Annotated in this window: 19 protein-coding genes; 12 read left to right on the top strand and 7 right to left on the bottom strand. The window is 55.3% G+C overall.

Annotation, left to right across the window (positions count from 1 at the left end; all coding sequences use genetic code 11):
• Positions 1 to 13: 13 nt before the first annotated feature.
• The 5 genes from QRN24_RS07400 to ecpA are packed head-to-tail and all read right to left on the bottom strand — an operon-like array spanning position 14 to position 6,188.
• Positions 14 to 706, bottom strand: a complete 693-nt coding sequence (locus QRN24_RS07400; RefSeq protein ID WP_446681994.1) for an EcpB family pilus assembly chaperone — start codon at positions 704 to 706, stop codon at positions 14 to 16.
• Positions 706 to 2,322, bottom strand: coding sequence for a fimbrial adhesin EcpD family protein (locus QRN24_RS07395; protein WP_072255707.1), 1,617 nt, complete (start codon positions 2,320 to 2,322; stop codon positions 706 to 708). Before QRN24_RS07395 ends, QRN24_RS07400 begins: the two co-directional genes overlap by 1 nt.
• 4 nt (positions 2,323 to 2,326) lie before the next feature.
• Positions 2,327 to 4,819: a TcfC E-set like domain-containing protein gene (locus QRN24_RS07390; protein WP_284942552.1), complete on the bottom strand. Its 2,493-nt coding sequence runs from the start codon at positions 4,817 to 4,819 to the stop codon at positions 2,327 to 2,329.
• A gap of 55 nt (positions 4,820 to 4,874) precedes the next feature.
• Positions 4,875 to 5,552: an EcpB family pilus assembly chaperone gene (locus QRN24_RS07385; protein ID WP_014170844.1), complete on the bottom strand. Its 678-nt coding sequence runs from the start codon at positions 5,550 to 5,552 to the stop codon at positions 4,875 to 4,877.
• Between the two features lie 51 nt (positions 5,553 to 5,603).
• A complete protein-coding gene (ecpA, locus tag QRN24_RS07380; protein ID WP_020883247.1) occupies positions 5,604 to 6,188 on the bottom strand; it encodes a common pilus major fimbrillin subunit EcpA in 585 nt (194 codons plus the stop codon).
• A gap of 729 nt (positions 6,189 to 6,917) precedes the next feature.
• Here ecpA and QRN24_RS07375 point away from each other — a divergent pair.
• From QRN24_RS07375 to yegS, 9 genes are all read left to right on the top strand, one after another.
• Entirely contained in the window at positions 6,918 to 8,126 is a 1,209-nt protein-coding gene (locus tag QRN24_RS07375) for an MdtA/MuxA family multidrug efflux RND transporter periplasmic adaptor subunit (RefSeq protein WP_047955864.1), read from the top strand.
• Positions 8,126 to 11,248, top strand: a complete 3,123-nt coding sequence (locus tag QRN24_RS07370) for an MdtB/MuxB family multidrug efflux RND transporter permease subunit (protein ID WP_284942551.1) — start codon at positions 8,126 to 8,128, stop codon at positions 11,246 to 11,248. The genes QRN24_RS07375 and QRN24_RS07370 overlap by 1 nt, the downstream gene beginning before the upstream one ends.
• The gene (gene mdtC, locus QRN24_RS07365) at positions 11,249 to 14,326 is read left to right on the top strand and encodes a multidrug efflux RND transporter permease subunit MdtC (RefSeq protein ID WP_284942550.1); all 3,078 of its coding nucleotides are present in this window, start codon (positions 11,249 to 11,251) and stop codon (positions 14,324 to 14,326) included.
• Complete coding sequence (locus QRN24_RS07360) at positions 14,327 to 15,742, top strand: MFS transporter (RefSeq protein WP_014170850.1); 1,416 nt, start codon at positions 14,327 to 14,329, stop codon at positions 15,740 to 15,742.
• The gene (baeS, locus tag QRN24_RS07355) at positions 15,739 to 17,142 is read left to right on the top strand and encodes an envelope stress sensor histidine kinase BaeS (RefSeq protein ID WP_020883244.1); all 1,404 of its coding nucleotides are present in this window, start codon (positions 15,739 to 15,741) and stop codon (positions 17,140 to 17,142) included. The genes QRN24_RS07360 and baeS overlap by 4 nt, the downstream gene beginning before the upstream one ends.
• Positions 17,139 to 17,861: an envelope stress response regulator BaeR gene (gene baeR / locus QRN24_RS07350; protein ID WP_014170852.1), complete on the top strand. Its 723-nt coding sequence runs from the start codon at positions 17,139 to 17,141 to the stop codon at positions 17,859 to 17,861. The genes baeS and baeR overlap by 4 nt, the downstream gene beginning before the upstream one ends.
• 135 nt (positions 17,862 to 17,996) lie before the next feature.
• A complete protein-coding gene (locus QRN24_RS07345; protein WP_014170853.1) occupies positions 17,997 to 18,329 on the top strand; it encodes a YegP family protein in 333 nt (110 codons plus the stop codon).
• A 154-nt stretch (positions 18,330 to 18,483) separates the two neighbouring features.
• Entirely contained in the window at positions 18,484 to 19,845 is a 1,362-nt protein-coding gene (gene trhP / locus QRN24_RS07340; protein WP_014170855.1) for a prephenate-dependent tRNA uridine(34) hydroxylase TrhP, read from the top strand.
• A gap of 248 nt (positions 19,846 to 20,093) precedes the next feature.
• On the top strand, positions 20,094 to 20,993 hold the full coding sequence (gene yegS, locus QRN24_RS07335; RefSeq protein ID WP_014170856.1) for a lipid kinase YegS: 900 nt from the start codon (positions 20,094 to 20,096) through the stop codon (positions 20,991 to 20,993).
• Between the two features lie 54 nt (positions 20,994 to 21,047).
• Here yegS and fbaB read toward each other — a convergent pair whose 3' ends face one another.
• On the bottom strand, positions 21,048 to 22,100 hold the full coding sequence (gene fbaB, locus QRN24_RS07330; protein WP_014170857.1) for a class I fructose-bisphosphate aldolase: 1,053 nt from the start codon (positions 22,098 to 22,100) through the stop codon (positions 21,048 to 21,050).
• A gap of 251 nt (positions 22,101 to 22,351) precedes the next feature.
• Here fbaB and QRN24_RS07325 point away from each other — a divergent pair, with 251 nt between their 5' ends.
• Genes QRN24_RS07325 through QRN24_RS07315 form a run of 3 tightly spaced genes read left to right on the top strand, consistent with a single transcriptional unit; the run spans position 22,352 to position 25,580 of the window.
• The gene (locus QRN24_RS07325; RefSeq protein WP_284942549.1) at positions 22,352 to 23,629 is read left to right on the top strand and encodes a nucleoside permease; all 1,278 of its coding nucleotides are present in this window, start codon (positions 22,352 to 22,354) and stop codon (positions 23,627 to 23,629) included.
• On the top strand, positions 23,626 to 24,630 hold the full coding sequence (locus QRN24_RS07320) for an ADP-ribosylglycohydrolase family protein (protein WP_284942548.1): 1,005 nt from the start codon (positions 23,626 to 23,628) through the stop codon (positions 24,628 to 24,630). Before QRN24_RS07325 ends, QRN24_RS07320 begins: the two co-directional genes overlap by 4 nt.
• Positions 24,627 to 25,580, top strand: a complete 954-nt coding sequence (locus QRN24_RS07315) for a PfkB family carbohydrate kinase (protein ID WP_047955866.1) — start codon at positions 24,627 to 24,629, stop codon at positions 25,578 to 25,580. Before QRN24_RS07320 ends, QRN24_RS07315 begins: the two co-directional genes overlap by 4 nt.
• Here QRN24_RS07315 and QRN24_RS07310 read toward each other — a convergent pair.
• On the bottom strand, positions 25,554 to 26,300 hold the full coding sequence (locus tag QRN24_RS07310) for a GntR family transcriptional regulator (protein ID WP_014170861.1): 747 nt from the start codon (positions 26,298 to 26,300) through the stop codon (positions 25,554 to 25,556). The two genes, QRN24_RS07315 and QRN24_RS07310, sit on opposite strands and share 27 nt — an antisense overlap.
• Between the last annotated feature and the right edge of the window lie 13 nt (positions 26,301 to 26,313).

The raw sequence follows: 26,313 nt of genomic DNA, 5'->3' as shown, positions 1-26,313 counted from the left end.
GTTTCTTTAAACTTTAACTGTTATTTTTAAAACAACCATCGCCTATCGGTATATATTTTTTCAACGCAACGATGAATTTTTTATTTTTAGTGTTTAACGCGCTGCTTCGGTAGGTCTCTCCAGGCAGCAGGTAACGCATCGTCGCCTCGTCATCGGTTGACTGGCATCCCTTGTGTACGATGATCCTGAAAAACGTATTGCCGGTATTTGTCAGCGCCCCTTTTTGCTCATCCAGAGTATAACCTAGCGTCAGCTTTCTGGGCCTGACCACCAGTATCGTATCCAATGCAATAGCGGGCACAGCTTCACTTGCTTTGCCTGAATGACGTTCAGCAAACAGCGTTACCGGCATCTCGCGAAACTGAATCCGGTAGTAACGCTCTTTGTCATCCTCGGGCCCGCGATAGAAGATCTTAAAATACTCCCCGGCGTCCGGGGCGAGCGAAAACGTGAGCGGTGTAAACAGCAACTCCCCGTCCTCTATTGGCAGACGCTTTTCCCCACCCGGTCCTGGACGGTCGATTTTAATCGCCGAAATGCTGTACACATTCTGTTTGTGGCTGTCGTTGTAAATACGTTTGCTAATGAACGACCGCTCTGCGGGGATATCATAGATCGTGGAGTCCAGATACAGCGCGTGGGCAGAAAGCGTGTAAAGCGCAATGCAGAGTCCCACCACACCCTCCGTGACCTTCCGCCAGCGCATCATTTTGTTACTCCCAGCCAGTTCGCGGTGACTTTGATTTCACCACTGGCGCTGACCACGCCTTCCCAGTCAGCGCCAGCCACCGTCAGTGCTGAGCGGGAATCATTCATCGGGAACAGCAGCGTTAAGTTGGTGCTGAAAAAGCTGCCATCATCCGTGTTGTTGGCATCCCATGGCACCTGTTGCCATAACGCATCGTTCAGACTAATGGCATTTTCACTGCAGCTGTTCCTCACCTGAGTAGGGCTTCCCGACGCGGTGTTGTATTGCAGATAGGCAGGGACAGGCACGTTTATCCCCCCCTGGGCCGACGTAAACAGGCAGTAAGGGGTATCGTTGATTGTCGTGCTGTCCCCGATAACCTGGGCCGTAATACTGTCAGCCTGACGGGGTCCCGATACGGTGACGACGTAATCCATCTCGATCGGCGCGTCATCTCCGATGGTGCCGCTTCCACTGGCAGAGGCCGTATTATTCGATGAGACAATGCTAATCCCATACTCCTTCGGCACAATATTGAGTTGCAAAGAGGGGGTAAACTGGTAATAGCCTGACTCCGGGGTTAATGCATTCGTAAACGCAAACGTAAAGGGCTGGCTGTTGGTAATACTGACGCCTGCATCCACCAGATTCTTAAGGAATGTTTTCGACAAAAAGACATAGATATACTGGCCAGATGTCGAAAAGACGTTGTAATACGCCGTCGAGGCGCTGAAGTTATACCATGTCGAGCCATTTCCTGAATATTTCACGGTGGTTGCGGAAGGGGTAAAACCCAACGCAGCAGAATCGATATACGCTCTGAATGTCAACGATGCCGTCAAATTTTGCGTCTGCTCAAGGTTGTATTTGACCATTTTACAAATTACGCCATCAACGTTACTGACGACACCCAGCTCACAGGATCCGGAATCATTTGTGATACTTGGGGTTCCATCACTGGCGATCCACAGCTCCTGAAAGGCACTTGTTGATTCCAGCGCCAGATGTCCCCGCTTGTTTAACGTGTAATTGATGTAATTCCAGCGACCTGTTGTCTGATCCTTACAGCGTTGTCCTGAGGCGTAATCATAGTTAACCGAGGTATAGCAGCGGTTAAAAACATAGGTTTCGCTGCCACCCGTCGGCATATTACGAAAATACTCATAGGCTGAGTTGCTCAGCGAAGCAAAGCCATACGCTCCGCCAATAACCCCCGCCACGGATCCAACCTGCGCGTGGTAAAAACCATTGTTATCCACCCCCTGCCCGGCAATGTAGCCCGTCGTCGGACACTGCGAACCTCGGTAGCAGCGTATTCCTGTGAAAGGAGCATCAATGGGCGAATTATCAATCCACATATCCTGATAATTATTGGCCGGCGCAGTCCAAATGACATAACCCAGGTAACCGAGGCTGACCTGGGAGGTACCGTATTTAACCCAGGTATTTGAGCCGCTGAAACGGGGATCTAACGCGGACGGCGTAATGAAATACTCACCGTCAATGTCGTTCTCGATAAATAAAAACGTGTTGTTGATCGCCCCTGACGATGAGGCGGTCAGTGCCCTTGCGGAGAAGGGAATTAACCCCGCCAAAAACAGGAGTGAAATAAAAACGGAAGCACTTTTTTTCATAGCATTATCTCTGCGCCATCGTGGTTTGCGGTGCACATTTAACATCCCCTACCCACGCAGCGCCCCTGGCTTTTTCCAGATCTAAATCCGCTTCGCAGATATTACCGTTGGCGGACACCAGGGTAATAACGGGATACTTCTTATCAATATCAATGGCGAACTCACCTTTCGCGTCGGTGCGCGTTTTGCCAATGTGGTTATGAATGTCGGTATTTGACGCCAGTTCACCATTGGGATATCGCACCCGGCCAAACACGGTCACCATGCTTTTCACTTCAGGTGACACCACGCCGACGTTACCGGGATAAAGGTTAAGCGCCTGTTTACGGCCCGAGACAATGTCAAAACTGTCTTCAGAGTTTTTATCATTCATAATTTCCAGCTTGTATTGCGCGTAAGGCGGGAGTGCAATAAAGCTCGATTTGCCGCTAAGAATATAATTTCGGTTATTTATTTTTGCGGCCAGCTTTCCATCACCCACAAGATCGGTTTTCACAATAATTCCCGAGCGCTGTCGCTCTTTGCTCAGACCAAAATCCCCACCCGCCCAGGCAACGGAACCCTGAGAGGAGAAGTTCATATTGGTCGAGTTGTCCGCTGAACGGGTCACCGAAACCGTACCGCCGTTATAGCGGGTGTCATAACTCAGGTTGCCATTTACAGCGTAATTGTTGTCGTAGTTCTGCTCTCCACTCAGGCGAGTCGAGGCGGAAATGCCTGCAGACGTAATAACGCTATCCTCAAATTGTTTACGCGCGCTGATATTGCCCTGTGTTGCGCCGTAGCGATCGCGTGAAACCCCGACACTCATCCACGAGGCCAGCGGCAGCGATAAATCCAGGCTGACATAGCGTTCCTGACGTCCGTCATCATTCGTATTGTTGTAGTAATAGCGCTGTATCCCGGCCCGTAACCCCACTGTAGCGTACCGTCCCGCATAGAGGGTGGTACTGTAATCCAGGTTCCGGTAGGTATTACCGGAATAGCGGTTTTCGGTCTGGCTGACCGTTAACGTGCCACCGTGCGGAATAAACCGGCTCAGGTTCAATGTTGCGCCAATCGAATAGTTATCCCGCTCCTGCACCGGCAGACGGTTACCGATTTTGCTGTCTTCCCGCGACGCCCACAGCGATCCAAACCCGCCTGGAGCATTAAGACTGGCGCTGCTGACGTTGCGCCATGTTCCGTCGTTCGCCACCAGCGTTTGTGTCCCGACACTGACATATTCGTTGACGTTAAGGGTAATGTCCGTTTCATTGACGGCATTGTCATCAAACCCATAACCTGTCGTTTTCAGGGTGAGCCCGGAGAGCATTGCCAGGGTTAACGAGGCCGCACCACCCGCAATCCAGGTCTGTTCACTGCTGGCATCACGGTAATGATTGCGCTTATAACTCACGCGGTCGTAATCAAGTGAACCGCCAAAAATTTGCCATGCGACTTCATGCAGGCCTGCGGCCTGCTGGCGGGCAAAAATTTTATTCACCCGACTGACGCGGGTGTTCACCGTCCGGCCATTTACCACGACATCCACCGTGACGTCATACACACCGTAAGGGAACCGGCTGGTGTCAATTTCGTAGCTGCCCATGTTGAAGTTCTGAACGCTTAACAAGCGCCCATCACGAAACACATGCACTTCACCGGCAGACGGCAAAAATATGGTTATTGGGATCAAGGACAGGGAGGTGTTTTCAACCACCGTACTGCCTTTATTACCGTAGCTGACGCCGTAGATCTTGCCGCCATTCAGCGCATTGAGGCTGGCGATCGACTGAACGTTCCAGGTGTCGAGCATGCCCAACGCCAGACGATAACCCTCATAATCGCGCTCATACATGGCACGATACAGTTTGCTGGAGCGGTTACTCTCGCCAATACCATAGACCGAGCCATTGATATTGAGGTGGTGCTCTCTCAACGAGGTGGTGTTATCCAGTGTTAAATAACTGCGAGAGCTGCTGCCATTGCGGTAGTCATTGTAATAGGTGCCAAAGTTGTAATTCAGCACATTAGATAGTCGATCAACGCTGGACGGTCCCAGCAATGAACTGCGGGCGACTACCGCTTCAGTCAGGGCATCCCGGCTGACAATCATCTCCAGATGAAAAGAGGAGACGTTTAATTTCAGCCGTGCGTCTCGCGAAAGGGCAAGAGAGGTATTGTCGATAAATTTCGCATCGCCTATTTTTTCCACCATCTCGCGCGTTTTCTCTGAAAGCACCGCGTTATTGGGCAAATCGGCAATCATAATGGATTTTACAACGATATTTCCCTCAACCAGCGAGATGACCGCATCAGCAATTTTTTGTTGGCTTTTTGTATCCGTCTCCTGGTAGCGGATATAAACAGGGACCGTCATCCCCTGTTCAAGAGAACGCGCGAATGCCCCTGGAATAACATAATTACCAATCTTAACCGGTGCAGAATGCGCAACCCCTGATGTTAGCGCATAAGAGAGTAATAAACTCCCTCCTATAAGATATTTAAAAGACATACGCATCCTTACTTTTCGGTATTTTTATTACTGGTACCGGAAATGACGCCGTGTATTACTTCACTGTAATAAATTGCTTGCCATGCCAAATCCCAATGCGGGTGCGACTGTTTGACACATCGCTTTTCTGCAATCTTATTTTTGTGCCTGGCATGACGTAATAACGCTCGCGACACCCGCGTCCCCGATCCTGTGACGCCTCTTTGCAGGCTCCGTAAGCAATGACCCGAAACGAGACGTTGCCTTTGTTGGTGATGACATCCCCGTCACGACCGTATTCAAATCGTTCCTTGCGTGGCGCCACGACCAGTATTGTCCCGATTTCTGCCGACGCTGTCGCAATCGCGGCTTTGCCAGCCTTAGTCGATGCGCTTTCGCTTACGGGTTCGTCAACCCACTGCAGCCGGTAATAACGTTCTTTATCATCTTCTGGCCCTTTATAGAAAAAGCGAAAAACATCTTTTGCATCACCGGGTAAAATAAGGCTCGCCGGTGTAGAAAGTAATTCTCCCGACGTTTCAAATTGCATTTCTGTTCCGTCAGGCAGCGGTGAAGAGAGCCTTTTTACGGTAACGCTCACATAGCGGGCGGAATCAGTGGTATTGATAATTTCTTTTGATAACGCGTTTTGATCGGCCGTCATTATCGACGTGATATCACCCACATTAATCGCCAGACTGGAAAAGGATACGACCATCCCTGCCAGCGCTGCGAGTGGCAAATATTTCTTCATCAGTGCATTCCTGCGAAATTCGGGAGAGAGCCTCTCCCGAATTAATATTCATTACGCTGGAGTGGTCCAGGTTGCATTGAACTGAACTTTTACGTCACCCGTCCAGTAACCATCTGGCAGCGCAGAATAGTCAGTTACAGCAGTCGAACCGTCAGAAGTCGCTGAAGCGATGGAGAATTTGAAGCTGGACTGATCGCTTACACGCTCAGCGCCGTTATAGGCTCCATCGGCCAGCAGGCTTTCCAGACCTGAAGTGGAAGCCGCATTCACCAGAACGGTTTCGGCAGAGTTAGACAGCGCCTGACCATTCCATGCCACGCCCACATTCAGGGTAGATGCATCACCGCTTGCATTGGTCAGCGTATTGCTGATGACCTGAGCAGTCAGTTCAAAATCGGTTGCACTTTCCTGTCCCTGAATCGTCACATCAAAAGCGCCATCCTGAGTGTTAAACCCATTCAGGCCCTCTGCATACTGGAACGTCAGCGAGTTCAATGGGGTCACGACCAGCAGGCTGGTTGTATCTTTCGTTGCCGTTGCATCCCATGATGCGGTGGCAGATGCCGTAACATCAGCCATAGCATTTGCAGCAGCAAATACAGAAACCAGAGAGGCCACCAGTAATAATTTTTTCATTTTCATCTCCTGAGAACAAACGTACTGCCAGGTGCCATTTAATAAATAACCTGGAAGCTCCATTTAAATGCGAACGGGATTTACCGCGCCAAAAAAGTATTATTTGAATTATGTTTCAGGACAACCAATCGAATGACGAAAAAAACCTCCGTCGTTAGGATTTTTCTCATAATCGTTCATGACGAGATCGCTTAAATAAAAATATAAAACTATTTAAATAACATTTTTAAAATAAAAAACTATAATCATCGCAATTTTAGGTAATTTAAACTGTTTTAGCTTTTTGATACAAATCAAAAGTGGTGCATTGAAAGGAATAACAAAAACATATTTCAAATCAAATAAATACGTCACATTGCAAAAAATCATTAGTTTGTTAATGATTTGATAACAAGATGAAAAATATTGGTATGACAGAGAATATTCCGATCCTTACATGATGAATAATGAAATTTTCCTAAAGACAAATTAAATAATAAAACCAATTGTTATCTTTCTCCGTTTCTCACCCGGCAGATAAATAATAAGAATATTTCAGGTGGCAGGGAATATTCCTGGTAAATTATGCACTGGCAATTGATCCGATTTGAAGGCCGCCTCACGCCGCGCCCCTTCCCCTGCCAATCAGACAAATCCAGACAGTCTTCCATATTTCCTCCATTTTTCTGCCGTGTTGCCTGACTAAACTAGTATCATTCCCCGAAGTATTCAGGATGAGAACGTATAACGATGAAAGGCAGTAACAAATCCCGCTGGGCAATCGCCGCTGGCATCATTGTGGTGGCTCTTGCCGCCGCCTGGTTCTGGCACAATCACTCTTCTGACACTTCTGCAAGTGCCAGCAGCCCATCTCAGCGTCCCGCGAGTGGCGGGCGTCACGGCATGCGCGGCGGTGCGCTGGCTCCCGTTCAGGCGGCTACTGCGGTAAATAAAGCGGTGCCCCGTTATCTCTCCGGGCTGGGAACCATTACCGCCGCCAACACCGTTACGGTTCGCAGCCGTGTGGACGGGCAGCTGATGGCGCTTCACTTCCAGGAAGGCCAGCAGGTTAAAGCCGGGGACTTACTGGCGGAAATTGACCCAAGCCAGTTTAAAGTCACCCTCGCGCAGGCACAGGGCCAGCTTGCGAAAGACAAGGCCACGCTCGCGAACGCCCGACGCGATTTGGCACGCTATCAGCAACTGGTGAAAACCAACCTGGTATCGCGTCAGGAACTGGATACGCAGCAGTCTCTGGTCAGCGAAGCGCTGGGCACCCTTAAAGCTGACGAAGCCGCCGTGGCCAGCGCACAGTTACAGCTCGACTGGAGCCGCATCACCGCCCCGATTGACGGCCGCGTCGGTCTGAAGCAGGTTGATATTGGCAACCAGATTTCCAGCGGCGATACCACCGGTATCGTGGTCATCACCCAGACGCATCCTGTCGATTTAGTCTTTACCCTGCCGGAGAGCGACATCGCAACCGTGGTTCAGGCGCAAAAAGCCGGCAAAGGGCTGGTTGTGGAGGCCTGGGATCGCACCAACAAGCAAAAATTGAGCGAAGGCACCCTGCTCAGTCTGGATAACCAGATTGACACCACCACCGGCACCATCAAGTTAAAAGCCCGCTTTAACAATCAGGATGATGCGCTTTTCCCGAATCAGTTCGTGAATGCGCGGATGCTGGTCGCAACGCAGGAAAATGCGGTCGTTATCCCGACGGCGGCGCTGCAGATGGGCAACGAAGGGAACTTTGTCTGGGTGCTTAACAGTGAGAATAACGTCAGCAAGCATCTGGTGAAAACCGGCATTCAGGACAGCCAGACGGTGGTGATCAGCGCCGGCCTTTCCGCAGGTGACCGCGTGGTTACCGACGGTATTGATCGTCTCACCGAGGGGGCGAAAGTCGAAGTGGTTGAAGGCCAGCAACAGCCTGCTAAGCAGGGAGCGACTTCCTGATGCAGGTTATGCCCCCGAGCTCTACAGGTGGGCCTTCACGCCTGTTTATTCTGCGCCCTGTTGCCACCACGCTGTTAATGGTGGCGATCCTGCTGGCCGGGATTATTGGCTATCGCTTCCTGCCCGTCTCGGCGCTGCCGGAAGTGGATTATCCCACCATCCAGGTGGTCACCCTTTATCCGGGTGCGAGCCCGGATGTGGTGACGTCTGCCATCACCGCGCCGCTGGAGCGCCAGTTTGGTCAGATGTCTGGCCTGAAGCAAATGTCCTCGCAAAGCTCCGGCGGAGCATCCGTGGTGACGCTGCAGTTCCAGCTTACGCTCTCACTCGACGTTGCCGAACAGGAAGTACAGGCCGCGATTAACGCAGCCACCAACCTGCTGCCATCGGACCTGCCCAATCCACCGGTCTACAGCAAAGTAAACCCGGCGGATCCGCCGATCATGACGCTCGCCGTCACCTCCTCCGCCATGCCGATGACTCAGGTCGAAGACATGGTCGAAACGCGCGTGGCACAGAAAATTTCACAGGTCTCTGGCGTGGGGCTGGTTACGCTTGCCGGCGGTCAACGTCCGGCGGTGCGCGTGAAGCTCAACGCCCAGGCCATTGCCGCGCTGGGCCTCACCAGCGAAACCATCCGCAGCGCCATCAGTAACGCCAACGTCAACTCGGCGAAAGGCTCGCTTGATGGCCCAACCCGGGCCGTGACCCTCTCGGCGAACGATCAAATGCAGTCTGCGGATGAATATCGACAGCTGATCGTCGCGTACCAGAACGGTGCGCCGGTGCGTCTGGGCGATGTGGCAACCGTTGAGCAAGGTGCGGAAAACAGCTGGCTCGGCGCCTGGGCCAACAAACAGCAGGCAATCGTGATGAACGTCCAGCGCCAGCCGGGTGCTAATATCATTGAAACCGCAGACAGCATTCGCACTATGCTGCCGCAGCTGATTGAAAGCCTGCCCAGGTCAGTGAGCGTGAAAGTGCTGTCTGACCGGACCACCAATATTCGCGCGTCCGTGACTGACACCCAGTTTGAACTGATGCTGGCGATTGCGCTGGTGGTGATGATCATCTACCTGTTCCTGCGTAACGTGCCGGCGACCCTCATTCCTGCCGTCGCCGTGCCGCTCTCACTGGTGGGAACATTTGCCGTCATGGTGTTCCTCGATTTTTCGATAAATAACCTGACGCTGATGGCCCTTACCATTGCCACCGGCTTTGTGGTCGATGACGCTATCGTTGTTATCGAGAACATCTCGCGCTATATCGAAAAAGGCGAAAAACCGTTAGTCGCGGCGCTGAAAGGAGCGGGCGAGATCGGCTTTACCATTATCTCCCTCACCTTCTCACTGATTGCGGTACTGATCCCACTGCTGTTTATGGGCGATATCGTCGGGCGTTTGTTCCGCGAATTTGCCGTGACGCTGGCCGTCGCCATTCTGATTTCCGCCGTGGTGTCACTTACCCTCACGCCGATGATGTGCGCCCGTATGCTGAGCCATGCCTCCCTGCGCAAGCAAAACCGCTTCTCGCGCGCCTCTGAGCGGATGTTCGAACGCATTATTGCCGCTTACGGACGGGTGCTGGCGAAAGTGCTTAACCATCCATGGGCAACCCTTGGCGTGGCGCTTGGTACGCTGGCGCTCAGCGTTATGCTGTGGATTTTCATCCCGAAAGGCTTCTTCCCGATTCAGGACAACGGCATTATCCAGGGCACGCTTCAGGCACCGCAGACGGTCTCCTTCGCTAACATGGCGCAGCGTCAGCAGCAGGTGTCAGAGATCATCATGAAAGATCCGGCAGTAGAGAGCCTGACCTCGTATGTCGGTGTCGATGGCACCAACCCGTCGCTGAACAGTGCCCGCCTGCAGATCAACCTTAAACCGCTTGACGATCGCGACGACCGCGTGCAGACGGTGATCGACCGCCTGCAAACTGCCGTAGCGCGCGTGCCGGGTATTGAGCTGTACCTCCAGCCGATTCAGGATTTAACCATCGATACCCAGGTGAGCCGTACCCAGTACCAGTTCACGCTGCAGGCCACCACCCTTGATGCGCTCAGCACCTGGGTACCGCAACTGGTGGATAAACTCAACGCCCTGCCGCAGCTCTCGGACGTCAGCAGCGACTGGCAGGACAAAGGGCTGGCGGCATATGTGAACGTCAACCGTGATACCGCCAGCCGGCTTGGGATCACCATGGCCGACGTGGATAACGCGCTGTATAACGCATTCGGTCAGCGTCTGATCTCCACCATCTATACCCAGGCGAATCAGTATCGCGTGGTGCTGGAACACAACACGGAAAACACGCCCGGCCTGGCCGCGCTCGATTCGGTGCGCCTGACCAGCAAAGACGGAGGCATCGTGCCCCTCAGCGCCATCGCGACGGTGGAAGAGCGCTACACACCGCTGTCGATTAACCATCTGGATCAGTTCCCGTCCACCACCATCTCGTTTAACGTACCGGACGGTTATTCACTGGGCGAAGCGGTGGAGTCCATTCTGGCCGCAGAGAAGACGTTGAACTTCCCGTCCGATATTCAGACCCAGTTCCAGGGCAGCACGCTGGCGTTCCAGGCCGCGCTGGGCAACACCATCTGGCTGATTGTCGCGGCCGTGGTGGCGATGTATATCGTGCTCGGTGTGCTGTATGAAAGCTTTATTCACCCGATTACCATCCTCTCCACCCTGCCAACGGCGGGCGTGGGGGCACTGCTGGCATTGATGCTGGCGGGGAGCGAGCTGGACGTGATTGCCATCATTGGGATCATCCTGCTTATCGGGATCGTGAAGAAAAACGCCATCATGATGATCGACTTTGCCCTTGCCGCCGAGCGCGAGCAGGGGATGTCGCCGCGCGAGGCAATTTTCCAGGCCTGCCTGCTGCGTTTTCGCCCGATCCTGATGACCACCCTCGCCGCCCTGTTAGGTGCCCTGCCGCTGATGCTCAGTACCGGCGTCGGGGCCGAGCTGCGTCGTCCGCTGGGGATTGGCATGGTCGGTGGCCTGCTGGTAAGCCAGGTCCTGACCCTGTTTACCACGCCGGTCATTTATCTGCTGTTCGACCGTCTGGCGCTGTGGACGAGAAGCCGCTTCCCGAAACGTGAAGAGGAGGCGTAAATGAAGTTTTTCGCCCTCTTCATTTATCGTCCGGTGGCGACGATTTTACTCTCACTCGCCATCACCCTGTGCGGCGTCCTGGGCTTCCGGCTGCTGCCGGTGGCCCCGCTGCCGCAGGTGGATTTCCCGGTGATCATGGTCAGCGCCTCGCTGCCCGGTGCATCACCGGAAACCATGGCCTCGTCGGTTGCCACACCGCTGGAACGTTCACTCGGGCGAATTGCCGGGGTCAACGAGATGACTTCCAGCAGCTCGCTTGGCAGCACACGCATCATTCTGGAATTCAGCTTCGACCGGGATATTAACGGCGCCGCGCGCGATGTGCAGGCGGCGATCAACGCCGCGCAGAACCTGCTACCGAGCGGGATGCCGGGCCGTCCGACTTACCGTAAAGCGAACCCGTCCGATGCGCCGATCATGATCCTGACGCTTACCTCGGACACCTATTCGCAGGGGCAACTGTACGATTTCGCCTCCACCCAACTGGCGCAGACCCTCGCCCAGATTAACGGCGTGGGTGATGTCAGCGTTGGCGGAAGCTCTCTGCCCGCCGTGCGCGTGGGCTTAAACCCGCAGGCGCTGTTTAACCAGGGTGTTTCACTGGACGATGTGCGCTCTGCCATCAGCAATGCAAACGTGCGCAAACCGCAGGGGGCCATTGAGGACAGTAGCCACCGCTGGCAGATCCAGACTAACGATGAGCTGAAAACCGCTGCGGAATACCAGCCGCTGATCATTCACTACAACAACGGTGCGGCGGTGCGCCTGAGCGATGTCGCGAGCGTCACCGACTCGGTGCAGGACGTGCGCAACGCCGGGATGACCAACGCCAAACCGGCCATTTTGCTGATGATCCGCAAGCTGCCGGAAGCCAACATTATTGAGACGGTGAACAGTATCCGCGCGAGATTGCCGGAACTCCAGCAGACCATCCCGGCGGCGATCGATCTGCAGATTGCCCAGGATCGCTCCCCCACCATTCGCGCCTCGCTTGAAGAGGTAGAGCAGACGCTTGTGATCTCCGTTGCGCTGGTGATTCTGGTGGTCTTCCTGTTTCTGCGTTCAGGCCGGGCCACGCTGATCCCTGCGGTGGCAGTGCCTGTCTCGCTGATCGGGACCTTCGCGGCGATGTACCTGTGCGGATTTAGCCTTAACAACCTTTCGCTGATGGCGCTGACGATTGCCACCGGCTTCGTGGTGGATGACGCCATTGTGGTGCTGGAGAACATCTCGCGCCATCTGGAGGCGGGGATGAAACCGCTGCAGGCCGCGCTGCAGGGAACGCGTGAAGTGAGCTTTACGGTACTGTCGATGAGCCTGTCGCTGGTGGCGGTGTTCCTGCCGTTACTGCTGATGGGCGGCCTGCCTGGCCGGCTGTTACGGGAATTTGCCGTCACGCTCTCGGTCGCCATCGGTATTTCATTGATCGTGTCCCTCACGCTCACGCCGATGATGTGCGGCTGGATGTTAAAACGCAGCCAGCCCCACTCTCAGCCGCGCCGTAAGGGGTTTGGTCGCTTCCTGCTGGCGATGCAGGAGAGCTATGGCAAGTCCCTGAAGTGGGTGCTGAGGCATACGCGCATTGTCGGCCTGGTGCTGATTGGCACCATCGTGCTCAACGTCTGGATGTACATTTCTATCCCCAAAACCTTCTTCCCGGAGCAGGACACCGGGGTGCTGATGGGCGGGATCCAGGCAGACCAGAGTATTTCGTTTCAGGCCATGCGCGGCAAGCTGCAGGACTTTATGAAGATCATCCGCGAAGATAAAGCGGTAGATAACGTAACCGGCTTTACCGGCGGTTCGCGGGTGAACAGTGGGATGATGTTTATCACCCTGAAGCCGCGTGACGAGCGCAATGAAACCGCCCAGCAGGTTATCGACCGCCTGCGCGTGAAGCTCGCCAAAGAGCCGGGCGCTAATCTGTTTTTGATGGCCGTTCAGGATATCCGCGTCGGCGGGCGTCAGGCTAACGCCAGCTATCAGTACACGTTACTCTCTGACGATTTAGCCGCCCTGCGCGAGTGGGAGCCTAAGATCCGCAAGGCGCTGGCCGCCCTGCCACAGCTGGCGGACGTTAACTCCGATCAGCAGGACAACGGCGCAGAAATGGCGCTGACCTACAATCGCGAAACCATGTCACGTCTGGGGATTAACGTCGATGCCGCCAACAGCCTGCTGAACAATGCCTTCGGCCAGCGTGAGATTTCCACCATCTACCAGCCCATGAACCAATACAAGGTGGTGATGGAGGTGGACCCGCGTTACACCCAGGACATCAGCGCGCTGGACAACATGTTTGTGATTAATAACGACGGTAAGGCGATCCCGCTCTCTTACTTTGCCAGCTGGCAGCCGGCGAACGCGCCGCTGTCGGTGAACCACCAGGGCCTTTCGGCGGCATCGACCATCTCCTTTAACCTGCCAGCCGGTTCGTCCCTCTCTGAGGCCAGCGATGCAATCAACCGTGCGATGACCCAGCTTGGCGTGCCGTCCACGGTACGCGGCAGTTTTGCCGGTACCGCGCAGGTGTTCCAGGAGACGATGAATTCGCAGGTGATTTTGATTCTGGCCGCCATTGCGACGGTCTATATCGTGCTGGGCGTGCTTTATGAAAGCTACGTCCATCCGCTGACCATTCTCTCCACGCTGCCGTCGGCGGGCGTCGGGGCGCTGCTGGCGCTGGAGCTGTTCGGCGCACCCTTCAGCCTGATTGCGCTGATTGGTATCATGCTGTTAATTGGCATCGTGAAGAAAAACGCCATTATGATGGTGGACTTCGCGCTGGACGCCCAGCGAAATGGCAACCTGACGCCAGAAGAGGCCATATTCCAGGCCTGTCTGCTGCGTTTTCGCCCGATCATGATGACCACGCTGGCGGCGCTGTTTGGCGCGCTGCCGCTGGTGATTTCCGGCGGCGACGGCTCAGAATTGCGCCAGCCGCTGGGGATCACCATTGTCGGGGGGCTGGTGATGAGCCAGCTGCTGACGCTCTACACCACGCCGGTGGTCTATCTGTTCTTTGACCGCCTGCGGGTGCGTTTTTCGCGTAAAAACAGAACGACGGTAACCGAATAAATGACCGACCTCCCACGTCACGTGCGCTGGCAGCTGTGGATTGTCGCCTTCGGCTTCTTTATGCAGTCGCTGGATACAACCATCGTCAATACCGCCCTCCCCTCGATGGCAAAAAGCCTGGGGGAGAGTCCGCTGCATATGCATATGGTGATTGTCTCCTATGTATTAACGGTGGCCGTTATGCTTCCGGCCAGCGGCTGGCTGGCGGACAAAGTGGGCGTGCGGAATATCTTTTTCACCGCCATCGTGCTGTTTACCACAGGCTCGCTGTTTTGCGCCCAGGCGAATACGCTGGATCAACTGGTGATGGCCCGCGCGTTACAGGGCATTGGCGGGGCGATGATGGTGCCTGTCGGGCGGCTGACGGTGATGAAGATTGTGCCCCGCGAGCAGTACATGGCCGCAATGACCTTCGTCACCCTGCCCGGCCAGGTCGGCCCGCTGCTTGGCCCGGCGCTGGGTGGAGTGCTGGTGGAGTATGCCTCCTGGCACTGGATCTTCTTAATCAACCTGCCGGTGGGCATCATCGGCGCGATTGCCACCCTGATGCTGATGCCTAACTACACCATGCAGACCCGGCGCTTTGATTTCCTGGGTTTTATCCTGCTGGCGGCGGGGATGGCGATGCTCACCCTCGCGCTTGATGGCCAAAAAGGCCTCGGGATTTCCGCCCTGACGCTTGGCCTTCTGGTGGCGCTCGGCATTACCGCTATCCTGTGGTATCTCTGGCATGCCAGAGGTAACGAGAGCGCGTTGTTCACGCTCGATCTGTTTAAAAACCCCACCTATCGTCTGGGCCTGTTCGGGAGCTTTGCCGGGCGCGTCGGCAGCGGCATGTTGCCCTTTATGACGCCAGTCTTTTTGCAGATTGGAATGGGATTTTCACCGTTTCACGCCGGCTTGATGATGATCCCGATGGTACTTGGCAGCATGGGAATGAAACGCATCGTGGTGCAGGTGGTTAACCGTTTTGGTTATCGCCACGTCCTGGTCGCCGCGACGCTTGGGTTAGCCCTGGTGAGCCTGCTGTTTATGGCTGTGGCGCTGCTGGGCTGGTACTACGCGCTGCCGCTGGTGTTGTTCTGCCAGGGCATAATTAACTCTGTGCGCTTTTCATCAATGAATACCCTGACGTTAAAAGCACTCCCGGATGACCTGGCGAGCAGCGGAAACAGCCTGCTGTCGATGATCATGCAGCTCTCCATGAGCGTAGGGGTGACCCTTGCCGGTTTACTGCTCGGCATGTACGGACAGCATCACCTTAGCGTCGACACGCCGGTCGCCCATCAGGTCTTTTTGTATACCTATCTCAGCATGGCGGTGATTATCGCCCTGCCCGCGTTCATCTTCGCCAGAGTGCCGGATGATACCCGTAAGAACGTCGTTATCCGACACGGCAAAAGGAGTGCACCATGAAATTCTGGCGTCCGGGCATTACCGGTAAACTCTTTGTGGCGATATTTGCCACCTGTATCGTGCTGCTGGTCACCATGCACTGGGCCGTGCGGGTCAGTTTCGAACGGGGTTTTATTGATTACATCAAGCATGGAAATGAACAGCGTTTACAGGGGCTGAGCGATGCACTGAGCGATCAGTATGCCCTGCACGGTAACTGGCGTTTTCTGCGCAATAACGACCGCTTCGTATTCCAGATCCTGCGCTCGCTTGAGCATGATACCGGTGACGATCGCCCGGGCCCCGGGATGCCGCCGCACGGCTGGCGCACCCAGTTCTGGGTGATAGACCAGGATATGCGCGTACTGGTTGGCCCGCGCGCGCCCATTCCGCCAGATGGCACAAAGCGGGCGATCACAGTGAATAACGCCACCGTCGGCTGGGTGATCGCCTCGCCGGTTGAACGCCTGACGCGTAACACCGATATCAACTTTGATCGCCAGCAGCGCCGCACCAGCTGGTTGATTGTCGCGCTCTCCACCCTACTGGCCGCGCTCGCGACCTTCCCGCTGGCCCGCGGTCTGCTCGCGCCGGTTAAACGGCTGGTGGAAGGGACGCATAAGCTGGCCGCCGGGGATTTCTCCACCCGCGTCGATACCCGTAGCCAGGACGAACTCGGTAAGCTGGCGCAGGACTTTAACCAGCTTGCCAGCACCCTGGAAAAAAACCAGCAGATGCGACGCGATTTTATGGCCGATATTTCCCATGAACTCCGCACGCCGCTGGCGGTGCTGCGCGGCGAGCTGGAAGCTATTCAGGACGGCGTGCGTCAGTTCACTCCCGAATCGGTGGCCTCGCTGCAGGCGGAAGTGGGCACGCTGACCAAACTGGTCGATGACCTCCACCAGCTCTCCATGTCGGACGAAGGCGCGCTGGCCTACCAGAAAGCGCCCGTCGATGTGATAAACGTGCTGGAGGTGGTAAGCGGTGCCTTCCGCGAACGTTTCGCCAGCCGCAACCTGAAAATCGATCTCTCACTGCCTGACAGCGCCGTGGTGTTTGGCGACAAAGACCGCCTGATGCAGCTGTTCAACAATCTGCTGGAAAATAGCCTGCGCTACACCGACAGCGGCGGTGGCCTGCATATTTCCGGCAAACAAGAAAACGGGCATTTTGCCCTGACCTTTGCGGATTCCGCCCCCGGCGTGCAGGATGCACAGCTGGAAAAACTGTTTGAGCGATTTTATCGCACCGAAGGCTCCCGCAATCGCGCCAGCGGCGGGTCCGGTCTGGGACTGGCGATTTGCGTAAACATCGTCGAGGCCCATAATGGCACGATCCGCGCCGCCCATTCGCCTTTTGGCGGGGTAAGCATTACAGTAGAGTTACCTCTGGAACGGGATTTATCGAGAGAAGCATGACCGAGTTACCGATTGACGAAAACACGCCACGCATTTTGATTGTCGAAGACGAGCCGAAGCTCGGGCAGTTACTGATCGACTATTTACGCGCGGCAAGCTATGCCCCCACGCTTATCAGCCATGGCGATCAGGTGCTGCCTTATGTGCGCCAGACGCCGCCGGACCTGATCCTGCTGGATCTGATGCTCCCCGGAACCGATGGCCTGACCCTGTGCCGGGAAATTCGTCGCTTCTCAGACGTGCCGGTGGTGATGGTGACGGCGAAAATCGAAGAGATCGACCGCCTGCTGGGCCTCGAAATTGGCGCGGATGATTACATCTGCAAGCCATACAGCCCGCGTGAAGTGGTCGCGCGTGTAAAAACCATTCTGCGCCGCTGCAAGCCCCATCGAGAACTGCAGGTACTGGACGCGGAAAGCCCACTTATCGTCGATGAAAGCCGCTTCCAGGCGAGCTGGCGCGGCAAGCTGCTGGATCTCACCCCCGCCGAATTCCGCCTGTTGAAAACCCTCTCCCACGAGCCGGGGAAGGTCTTCTCCCGCGAGCAACTGCTGAACCGTCTGTATGATGATTACCGCGTCGTGACTGACCGTACCATCGACAGCCATATTAAAAACCTGCGCCGCAAGCTGGAAGCGCTCGATGCGGAGCAGTCATTTATCCGTGCGGTATATGGCGTGGGCTACCGATGGGAAGCGGATGCGTGCAGGATAGCCTGAGCATTTAGCTTACCGAACCCGCCTGCTGGCGGGTTTTTCATTTCTGGAAAGCAACGAAGAATCAACCATACTCACATTACCGGTTCGCTTATTGATAACTGGTGCAGATAATTCCACTTCGTTCAAGGAGTTCCTATGTCTGGTTGGTTCGAGTTAAACAAAAGCAGTGATGGTCAGTTCAGGTTTGTTCTCAAAGCAGGAAACGGAGAAACGATCCTGACCAGTGAGCTTTACACCACCAAAAATTCCGCCGAAAACGGTATCGCCTCCGTCCGCACCAATAGCCCTTCTGATGAACGTTATGAGAAGAAAGTGGCCACCAACGGTAAATTCCACTTCAATCTGAAGGCCGGGAATCATCAGGTTATTGGCAGCAGCCAGATGTATGCCTCGGAACAGTCGCGAGATAAAGGCATCGCGTCGGTCAAAACTAACGGTTCAAGCCAGACGGTAAAAGACAATACCTGACGACACGCCTCCGGCCGGGTTAGCGATGGTACGACCCGGCGCTTTACCTCCCTGTCCCTCAGCGCTACAATGCCCGCCCTTAAAGTGGGGGATCTCCCCTTACCGCTGCACTTGGTGCATGCGGATCTGACCTGTCATCAGAACGAGAACAAACATGTTTAAACCGGAACTCCTTTCCCCGGCGGGAACGCTGCAAAATATGCGTTACGCTTTCGCCTATGGCGCTGACGCCGTCTATGCTGGCCAGCCGCGCTACTCGCTGCGCGTGCGTAACAATGAATTCAACCACGAGAACCTGCAGCTCGGCATTAACGAAGCACATGCCCTGGGCAAAAAATTCTACGTGGTGGTCAACATTGCGCCGCATAACGCCAAGCTGAAAACGTTCATCCGCGATCTGAAGCCGGTGGTTGATATGGGACCGGACGCGCTGATCATGTCGGACCCGGGTTTAATTATGCTGGTTCGGGAGAACTTCCCGGAGATGGATATTCACCTCTCCGTTCAGGCCAACGCCGTTAACTGGGCAACGGTGAAATTCTGGAAACAGATGGGGCTGACCCGCGTCATTCTGTCTCGTGAACTTTCGCTGGAAGAGATTGAAGAGATCCGCACGCAGGTGCCGGATATGGAAATCGAAATCTTCGTTCACGGCGCGCTGTGCATGGCCTACTCCGGTCGCTGCCTGCTCTCGGGATATATCAACAAGCGTGACCCGAATCAGGGTACCTGCACCAACGCCTGCCGCTGGGAATATAACGTTCAGGAAGGCAAAGAAGACGACATTGGCAATATCGTCCACAAACATGAGCCGATCCCGGTGACCAACGTGGAGCCAACCTTAGGCATCGGCGCGCCAACTGACAGCGTGTTCATGATTGAAGAGGCCAAACGTCCGGGTGAGTACATGACCGCCTTTGAAGACGAGCATGGCACTTATATCATGAACTCCAAAGACCTGCGTGCGATTGCGCACGTTGAGCGTCTGACGCAGATGGGCGTGCATTCCCTGAAAATTGAAGGCCGTACCAAGTCCTACTACTACTGCGCGCGTACTGCTCAGGTGTACCGTAAAGCCATCGACGATGCCGCTGCCGGTAAACCGTTCGATACCAGCCTGCTGGAAACCCTGGAAGGCCTGGCGCATCGCGGTTATACCGAAGGCTTCCTGCGTCGTCACACCCATGACGATTACCAGAACTACGAACACGGCTATTCCGTTTCCGAGCGCCAGCAGTTTGTCGGTGATTTTACCGGTGAGCGCAAAGGTGCGCTGGCCGCCGTGGCGGTGAAGAACAAATTCACCAAAGGCGACAGCCTGGAGTTAATGACCCCGCAGGGCAACATGAACTTCACCCTGGAACATCTGGAAAACGGTAAAGGCGAAGCAATTGACGTAGCGCCAGGCAATGGCCATACCGTCTGGCTGCCGGTACCCGAAGAAGTGGAGCTGGAGTTTGCGCTACTGATGCGTAATTTCAACGGTGAAAGTACCCGTAACCCGCACAGTAAATAGTCAAGCAGGGAAATTTTTTCGCGCTGGGATAATTCTTAGAATCGGATCACATACCGCTTCGTTCAATACGGGTATTATCCCCCCGCTGAAAAACATAACCCATAAATGCTAGCTGTACCAGGAACCACCTCCTTAGCCTGCGTAATCTCCCTTACGCGGGCTTATTTTTTCCCTTTCATCCTGTTCTTACCCGCTTTTTTCCTCCCTGCTATACACTCTTACTAACGCTAAAAAAGGGAGCAGCGCGGATGGCAATCTATCCAGACAGTTTATTGATTCTCAATGGCAAAAGTGCGGGCAACGATTTGTTGCGCCAGGCAGTGACGGATTTGCGTGAAGACGGTGCGCGTATACACGTGCGAGTGACGTGGGAAAAAGGTGATGCGGCACGCTATATCGACGAAGGCCTGAAGCTCGGGGTCGAAACCATTATTTCTGGCGGGGGCGATGGCACCATTAATGAAATTGCCGGCGCCCTGATAGATCTTCCCGCAACCGACCGCCCGGTGATGGGCATTTTGCCGCTCGGTACGGCCAACGATTTCGCCACCAGCGCCGGGATCCCGGAAGAACTGGGAAAAGCCCTGCAGCTGGCTATCCTCGGCAAAGCCACCGCCGTGGATATTGCTCAGGTGAATGAAAAAACCTGTTTTATTAATATGGCGACCGGTGGATTCGGGACGCGCATTACCAGCGAAACCCCTGAAAAGCTGAAGGCAGCGCTGGGCGGCGTCTCGTATCTGATCCATGGCCTGATGCGCATGGATACCCTAAAGCCGGACCGCTGTGAGATTCACGGCGAGAACTTTCAGTGGCAGGGTGATGCGCTGGTGATTGGTATCGGCAATGGCCGTCAGGCCGGTGGCGGACAGCAGTTATGCCCGGAGGCGCTGATCAATGATGGTCAGTTACAGCTGCGTATTTTCACGGGTGATGGCCTGCTGCCTGCGCTATTTACCACCCTGACCCAGCCAGAGGAGAGCCCGAATATTATTGCCGGTAAATCCGCGTGGTTTGAAGTGAATGCCCCACACGGCATGACGTTTAATCTTGACGGAGAGCCGCTGAGCGGAAAGCAGTTCCGCATTGAGGTGTTACCGGGCGCGCTACAGTGCCGGCTGCCACCGGACTGCCAGCTTCTGCGTTGACAGTGTGGCCGGGCGGCGGTAACGCCTGACCCGGCCAGCGTTTTACAAAAAGTCTTAAGCGATAGTCACTTTGCTGTCCAGGTACACATCCTGCACGGCATTGATCAGCTTCACGCCGTCAGCCATCGATTTTTTAAACGCCTTACGGCCCAGGATCAGCCCCATACCGCCCGCGCGCTTATTGATAACCGCCGTGCGCACCGCGTCGGAGAGATCGGTGTCGCCACCCGCCGCACCACCGGAGTTAATTAACCCGGCACGTCCCATATAGCAGTTCGCCAGCTGATAACGCACCAGGTCGATAGGGTTTTCACTGGTCAGTTTGCTGTAGACCCGGTCATCGGTGTAACCGAAGTTTACCGCTTTATAACCGCCGTTATTTTCCGCCATCTTCTGCTTCACGATATCCGCGCCAATGGTTGCCGCCAGATGGTTCGCCTGGCCGGTCAGGTCGGCAGAAACGTGGTAGTCCACTCCGTCTTTCTTAAATGCGGAGTTACGCAGATACGCCCACAGAACGGTGACCATACCCAGCTCATGCGCGCGTTCGAAGGCAGCAGAAATTTCTTCAATCTGGCGACGCGACTGCTCAGAACCAAAGTAGATCGTCGCCCCAACCGCGACCGCACCCATATTGAACGCCTGCTCTACGCTAGCGTAAAGCGTCTGATCGTATTCGGTCGGGTAGCTCAGGGTTTCGTTGTGATTCAGTTTGACGAGGAATGGAATGCGGTGGGCATAGCGACGCGATACGGAGGCCAGTACGCCATAGGTGGACGCCACGCAGTTACAGCCCGCTTCTATCGCCAGTTCGACGATGTTCTTCGGATCGAAATACAGCGGGTTCGCCGCAAAGGAGGCGCCCGCGGAGTGCTCAACGCCCTGGTCAACCGGCAGAATAGAAAGATACCCGGTTCCCCCCAGTCGCCCGGTATTATAGAGGGTCTGCATATTTCGCAGTACCGCAGGCGGACGGTTGTTATCAACCATCACGCGGTCGACGTAATCGTGGCCAGGCAGATAAAGCTGGTCGGCTGGAATGGTCATACAACGATGCTGTAAAAGGCTGTCGGCGTCTTTGCCAAGCAACTGCGCAATATCAGTCATGTGATGCTCCCGTAAGCCCGACGTGATGTCGGTGAGTGTTTATCCAGACCCATAGCGTTATGGGCAGACTAAGCCTGGTACCGACTTAACAGATTTTCCACCATTTGCATTTTTTTTCAGCACAATCTGCTGGCTCGATTCGTGTACAACAAAACTGTTACATTGATCAAACAATCACCGCAAAGGTATTTAAAAGGTATTATTAGGTGGTATGTTAAAGGCGTACCCTCTCTGACATGCAGGATTAAACAATGAAAACGAAAGTCCAACTGTCATTCATGATGTTTGTTGAATGGTTTATCTGGGGCGCGTGGTTTGTACCGCTGTGGCTGTGGCTGAGCAAAAGCGGTTTTACCGCCGGGGAAATTGGCTGGTCTTATGCCTGTACCGCGATTGCCGCGATCCTCTCCCCCATTCTGGTGGGTTCACTGACCGACCGCTTTTTCGCTGCGCAGAAAGTACTGGCCGTACTGATGTTCGCCGGTGCCATCGTGATGTACTTCGCCGCACAGCAAACCCAGTTCAGCACCTTTTTCCCGCTGCTGCTGATTTACTCCCTGACCTATATGCCGACCATTGCGCTGACCAACAGTATTGCCTTCGCCAATGTGGATGATGTGGAGGCTGATTTCCCGCGTATCCGCGTGATGGGCACCCTCGGCTGGATCGCCTCGGGACTGGCGTGCGGTTTCCTGCCGCAGATGATGGGCTATAACGACATTTCCGATACCAATATTCCGCTGCTGATGACGGCGGGCAGCTCCGCCCTGCTCGGTGTCTTTGCGCTGTTCCTGCCGAACACCCCGCCGAAGAGTACCGGCAAGATGGATTTCAAAGTCATGCTGGGGCTGGATGCGCTGATCCTGCTGCGCGATAAAAACTTCCTGGTGTTCTTCTTCTGCTCATTTCTGTTCGCAATGCCGCTGGCCTTCTATTACATCTTTGCCAACGGCTATCTCACCGAAGTGGGGATGAAAAACGCCACCGGCTGGATGACGCTCGGCCAGTTCTCCGAAATCTTCTTTATGCTGGCGCTGCCGTTCTTCACCAAACGCTTTGGTATTAAGAAGGTCTTGCTGCTGGGCCTGCTCACCGCCGCCATCCGCTATGGCTTCTTTGTTTACGGTGGTGCCGACCAGTACTTCACCTATACCCTGCTGTTCCTCGGCATTTTGCTGCATGGCGTGAGCTACGACTTCTACTATGTGACCGCGTATATCTACGTGGATAAAAAAGCGCCGGTGCATATGCGCACCGCCGCACAAGGCCTGATTACGCTGTGCTGTCAGGGGTTTGGTAGCCTGTTAGGTTACCGCCTGGGCGGCGTGATGATGGAAAAAATGTTCGCATACAAAGAGCCGGTGAATGGGTTGACCTTCAACTGGGCCGGAATGTGGGCATTCGGAGGGATCATGATTGCCGTGATCGCCGTGCTGTTTATGCTGTTTTTCCGCGAATCGGACAAAGAGATCACCGCAATTGAGGTGGTTGAAGGCGATACCGCGCTGACACGAGGGGAAGTTAAATGAAACAAGAACGTGTTCTCGGTGCCCTTTACGGGCAAGCGTTAGGGGATGCGATGGGCATGCCGTCGGAGCTTTGGCCGAGAAAGCGCGTCAAAGCGCACTTCGGCTGGATCGACCGTTTTTTACCCGGACCGGCTGAAAATAACGCCGCCTGCTATTTTAAGCAGGCAGAATTCACCGACGATACGTCAATGGCGTTATGCCTGGCGGATGCGATTATCGAATGCGACGGGCAGATCAACGCAGATGTTATCGGCAAACATATTCTGCACTGGGCGGAGTCGTTCGATGCGTTTAACAAGAATGTGTTAGGTCCGACATCGAAGATTGCGCTTAACGCTATTCGTGACGGCAAGCCGGTCAGTGAGCTGGAAAACAACGGCGTCACCAACGGTGCGGCGATGCGCGCCTCTCCGCTGGGCTGCCTGCTGCCGGCCACGCGTCTGGAGCACTTTGTCGCAGAGGTGGCGCTGGCCTCCAGCCCGACCCATAAATCCGACCTCGCGATTGCCGGCGCGGTGGTGATAGCCTGGGCAGTGTCGCGTGCCATTGACGGTGAACGCTGGCAGAACATCGTCGATGCCCTGCCAGGTATTGCCCGCTACGCACAGGAAGCGAAAACAACCACCTTCAGCGCATCGCTGGCGGCACGGATTGAGCTCGCCCTTAAGACCGTGCGTGAAGCCAACGGCATCGATTCCGCCAGCGAGCAGGTTTACCAGCTTATTGGCGCGGGCACCAGCACGCTTGAGTCGGTTCCAGCGGCGATTGCGATGGTCGAACTGGCAGGCACCGACCCGAACCGCTGCGCCATTTTGTGCGCCAACCTCGGCGGTGATACGGACACCATCGGCGCGATGGCGACGGCAATCTGCGGTGCGCTTCACGGCGTACAGGCGATTGACCCGGCGTACAGGGAGGAACTCGACGCCGTAAACCGCCTCGACTTTAATCAATATTGTGAAAAACTGCTGCACTTCCGGGAGCAAAGGGAGGGCGTATGAGTGCTTTTGCTGCACGCCTTGAAACACTGCACGCCACTCGCCCGGTCACGGTGTTGGGTGCCGCGGTCATCGACGTGATCGCCGACGCCTATGCCCTGCCCTGGCGCGGGTGTGATATCGAACTCAAACAACAGGGTGTCAATATCGGCGGCTGTGCGCTGAATATTGCTATTGCGCTGAAACGGCTCGGGATCGCCGCGCAAAACGCGCTCCCCGTCGGTCACGGAGTGTGGGCAGACATCATCCGTAACGCCATGGCCAAACAGGATCTGCACAGCGTCGTCGAAGTAGAAACGGGCGACAACGGCTGGTGTCTGGCGCTGGTCGAACCGGACGGTGAGCGGACCTTTATGTCGTTTAGCGGCGTGGAGAACCAGTGGCAACAGCGCTGGCTGGATGCGCTGCACGTGCCGCCTGAAAGCCTGGTCTACCTCTCAGGCTATCAGCTGGCGTCACCGTGCGGAGAGCTCCTGACGGCCTGGCTGGAGGGACTGGAAAACGTTACCGCGTTTATCGACTTTGGGCCGCGTATTGCCGATATTCCTGATGCGCTGATGGCGCGGATCATGGCCTGTAGGCCGATGGTATCGCTTAATCGCCAGGAAGCGGAGATGGCAGCGGGACGATTTGGCATGGAAGCTGAAACACTCGGTCCGCAGTGGCTACAGCGTTTTGGTTCGGCGCTGATTATTCGCCACGATAAAGACGGTGCCGCCTGGTTTGAGGGTGATAAATCGGGCTACGTTCCGGCGTTTCCCGCAACCGTCGTCGACACGATCGGTGCGGGCGACAGCCACGCCGGTGGCACGCTTGCCGGGCTGGCGGCAGGATGGTCGCTGGCTGATGCCGTTACGCTTGGCAATGCAGTGGCGGCCTGGGTCGTTAGCCACCGCGGCGGCGACTGTGCGCCAGGGCGCGAGGCGTTACTCCTCGCACACAAAGACGTATAAATCGCTACGGCAGTAGCTGATGCTGAACTCAATGGGTCGGTTCTGCTGATCAAGTGCAACCTGCTTGATCACCAGCACCGGGATTTTGTCATCCATACGGATATGCGTCTGAAACTCGCTGTCCGGCATGCGGGCACTGACGCGTGAGCGGGTGCGTTGCGGGAAGATATTCTGGCTACGGAAGTAGTCATACAGGGAAATCCCAATTGCATCCGGATCGTGAATCAACCCTACCGGCACCCAGGACTCCTCAATCGATACGGCGTCATCATCGACATAGCGGATGCGCTTAAGCAAAAAGACCTCGCTCTCCGGCGGTACTGACAGCTGGCTGGCCACCTCTTCCGGGCATTTCACCACCCGTTTATTCACCCACAGCGTGTTGGGCTTTTTGCCGCGCAGCACCACCTGCTGAGAAAAACCGCGCGCTTCCTTGAGCGAGTATTCAAAGATGTTATTGATTTGCGTCCCGTAGCCGCGGGCGCGCGTCACTACGCCCTCGGCTTCCAGAGCCTGCATCGCTTTGCGCACGGTAATGCGCGACACGCCGGTTAACTGACTGAGATCGCGCTCGCCGGGCAGTATATTCCCATGCTCCAGCACCCCGTTGCGTACCGCGTTTTTTACCGTTTCGGCAAATTTCAGATACAGCGGCGTGTTGTCCGGGGCGGCAATGCGTTCATTCAGTTGGTCGATTAACCGGGTATGCGCTTGTTCCATCTCTGTTTTTCTC

The organism is Enterobacter sp. MEB024 (assembly GCF_030209635.1).
GTDB lineage: Bacteria > Pseudomonadota > Gammaproteobacteria > Enterobacterales > Enterobacteriaceae > Enterobacter > Enterobacter ludwigii.
The sequence above is the reverse complement of the archived record's forward strand: the minus strand, read 5'-3'. Positions and strand labels throughout refer to the sequence as shown.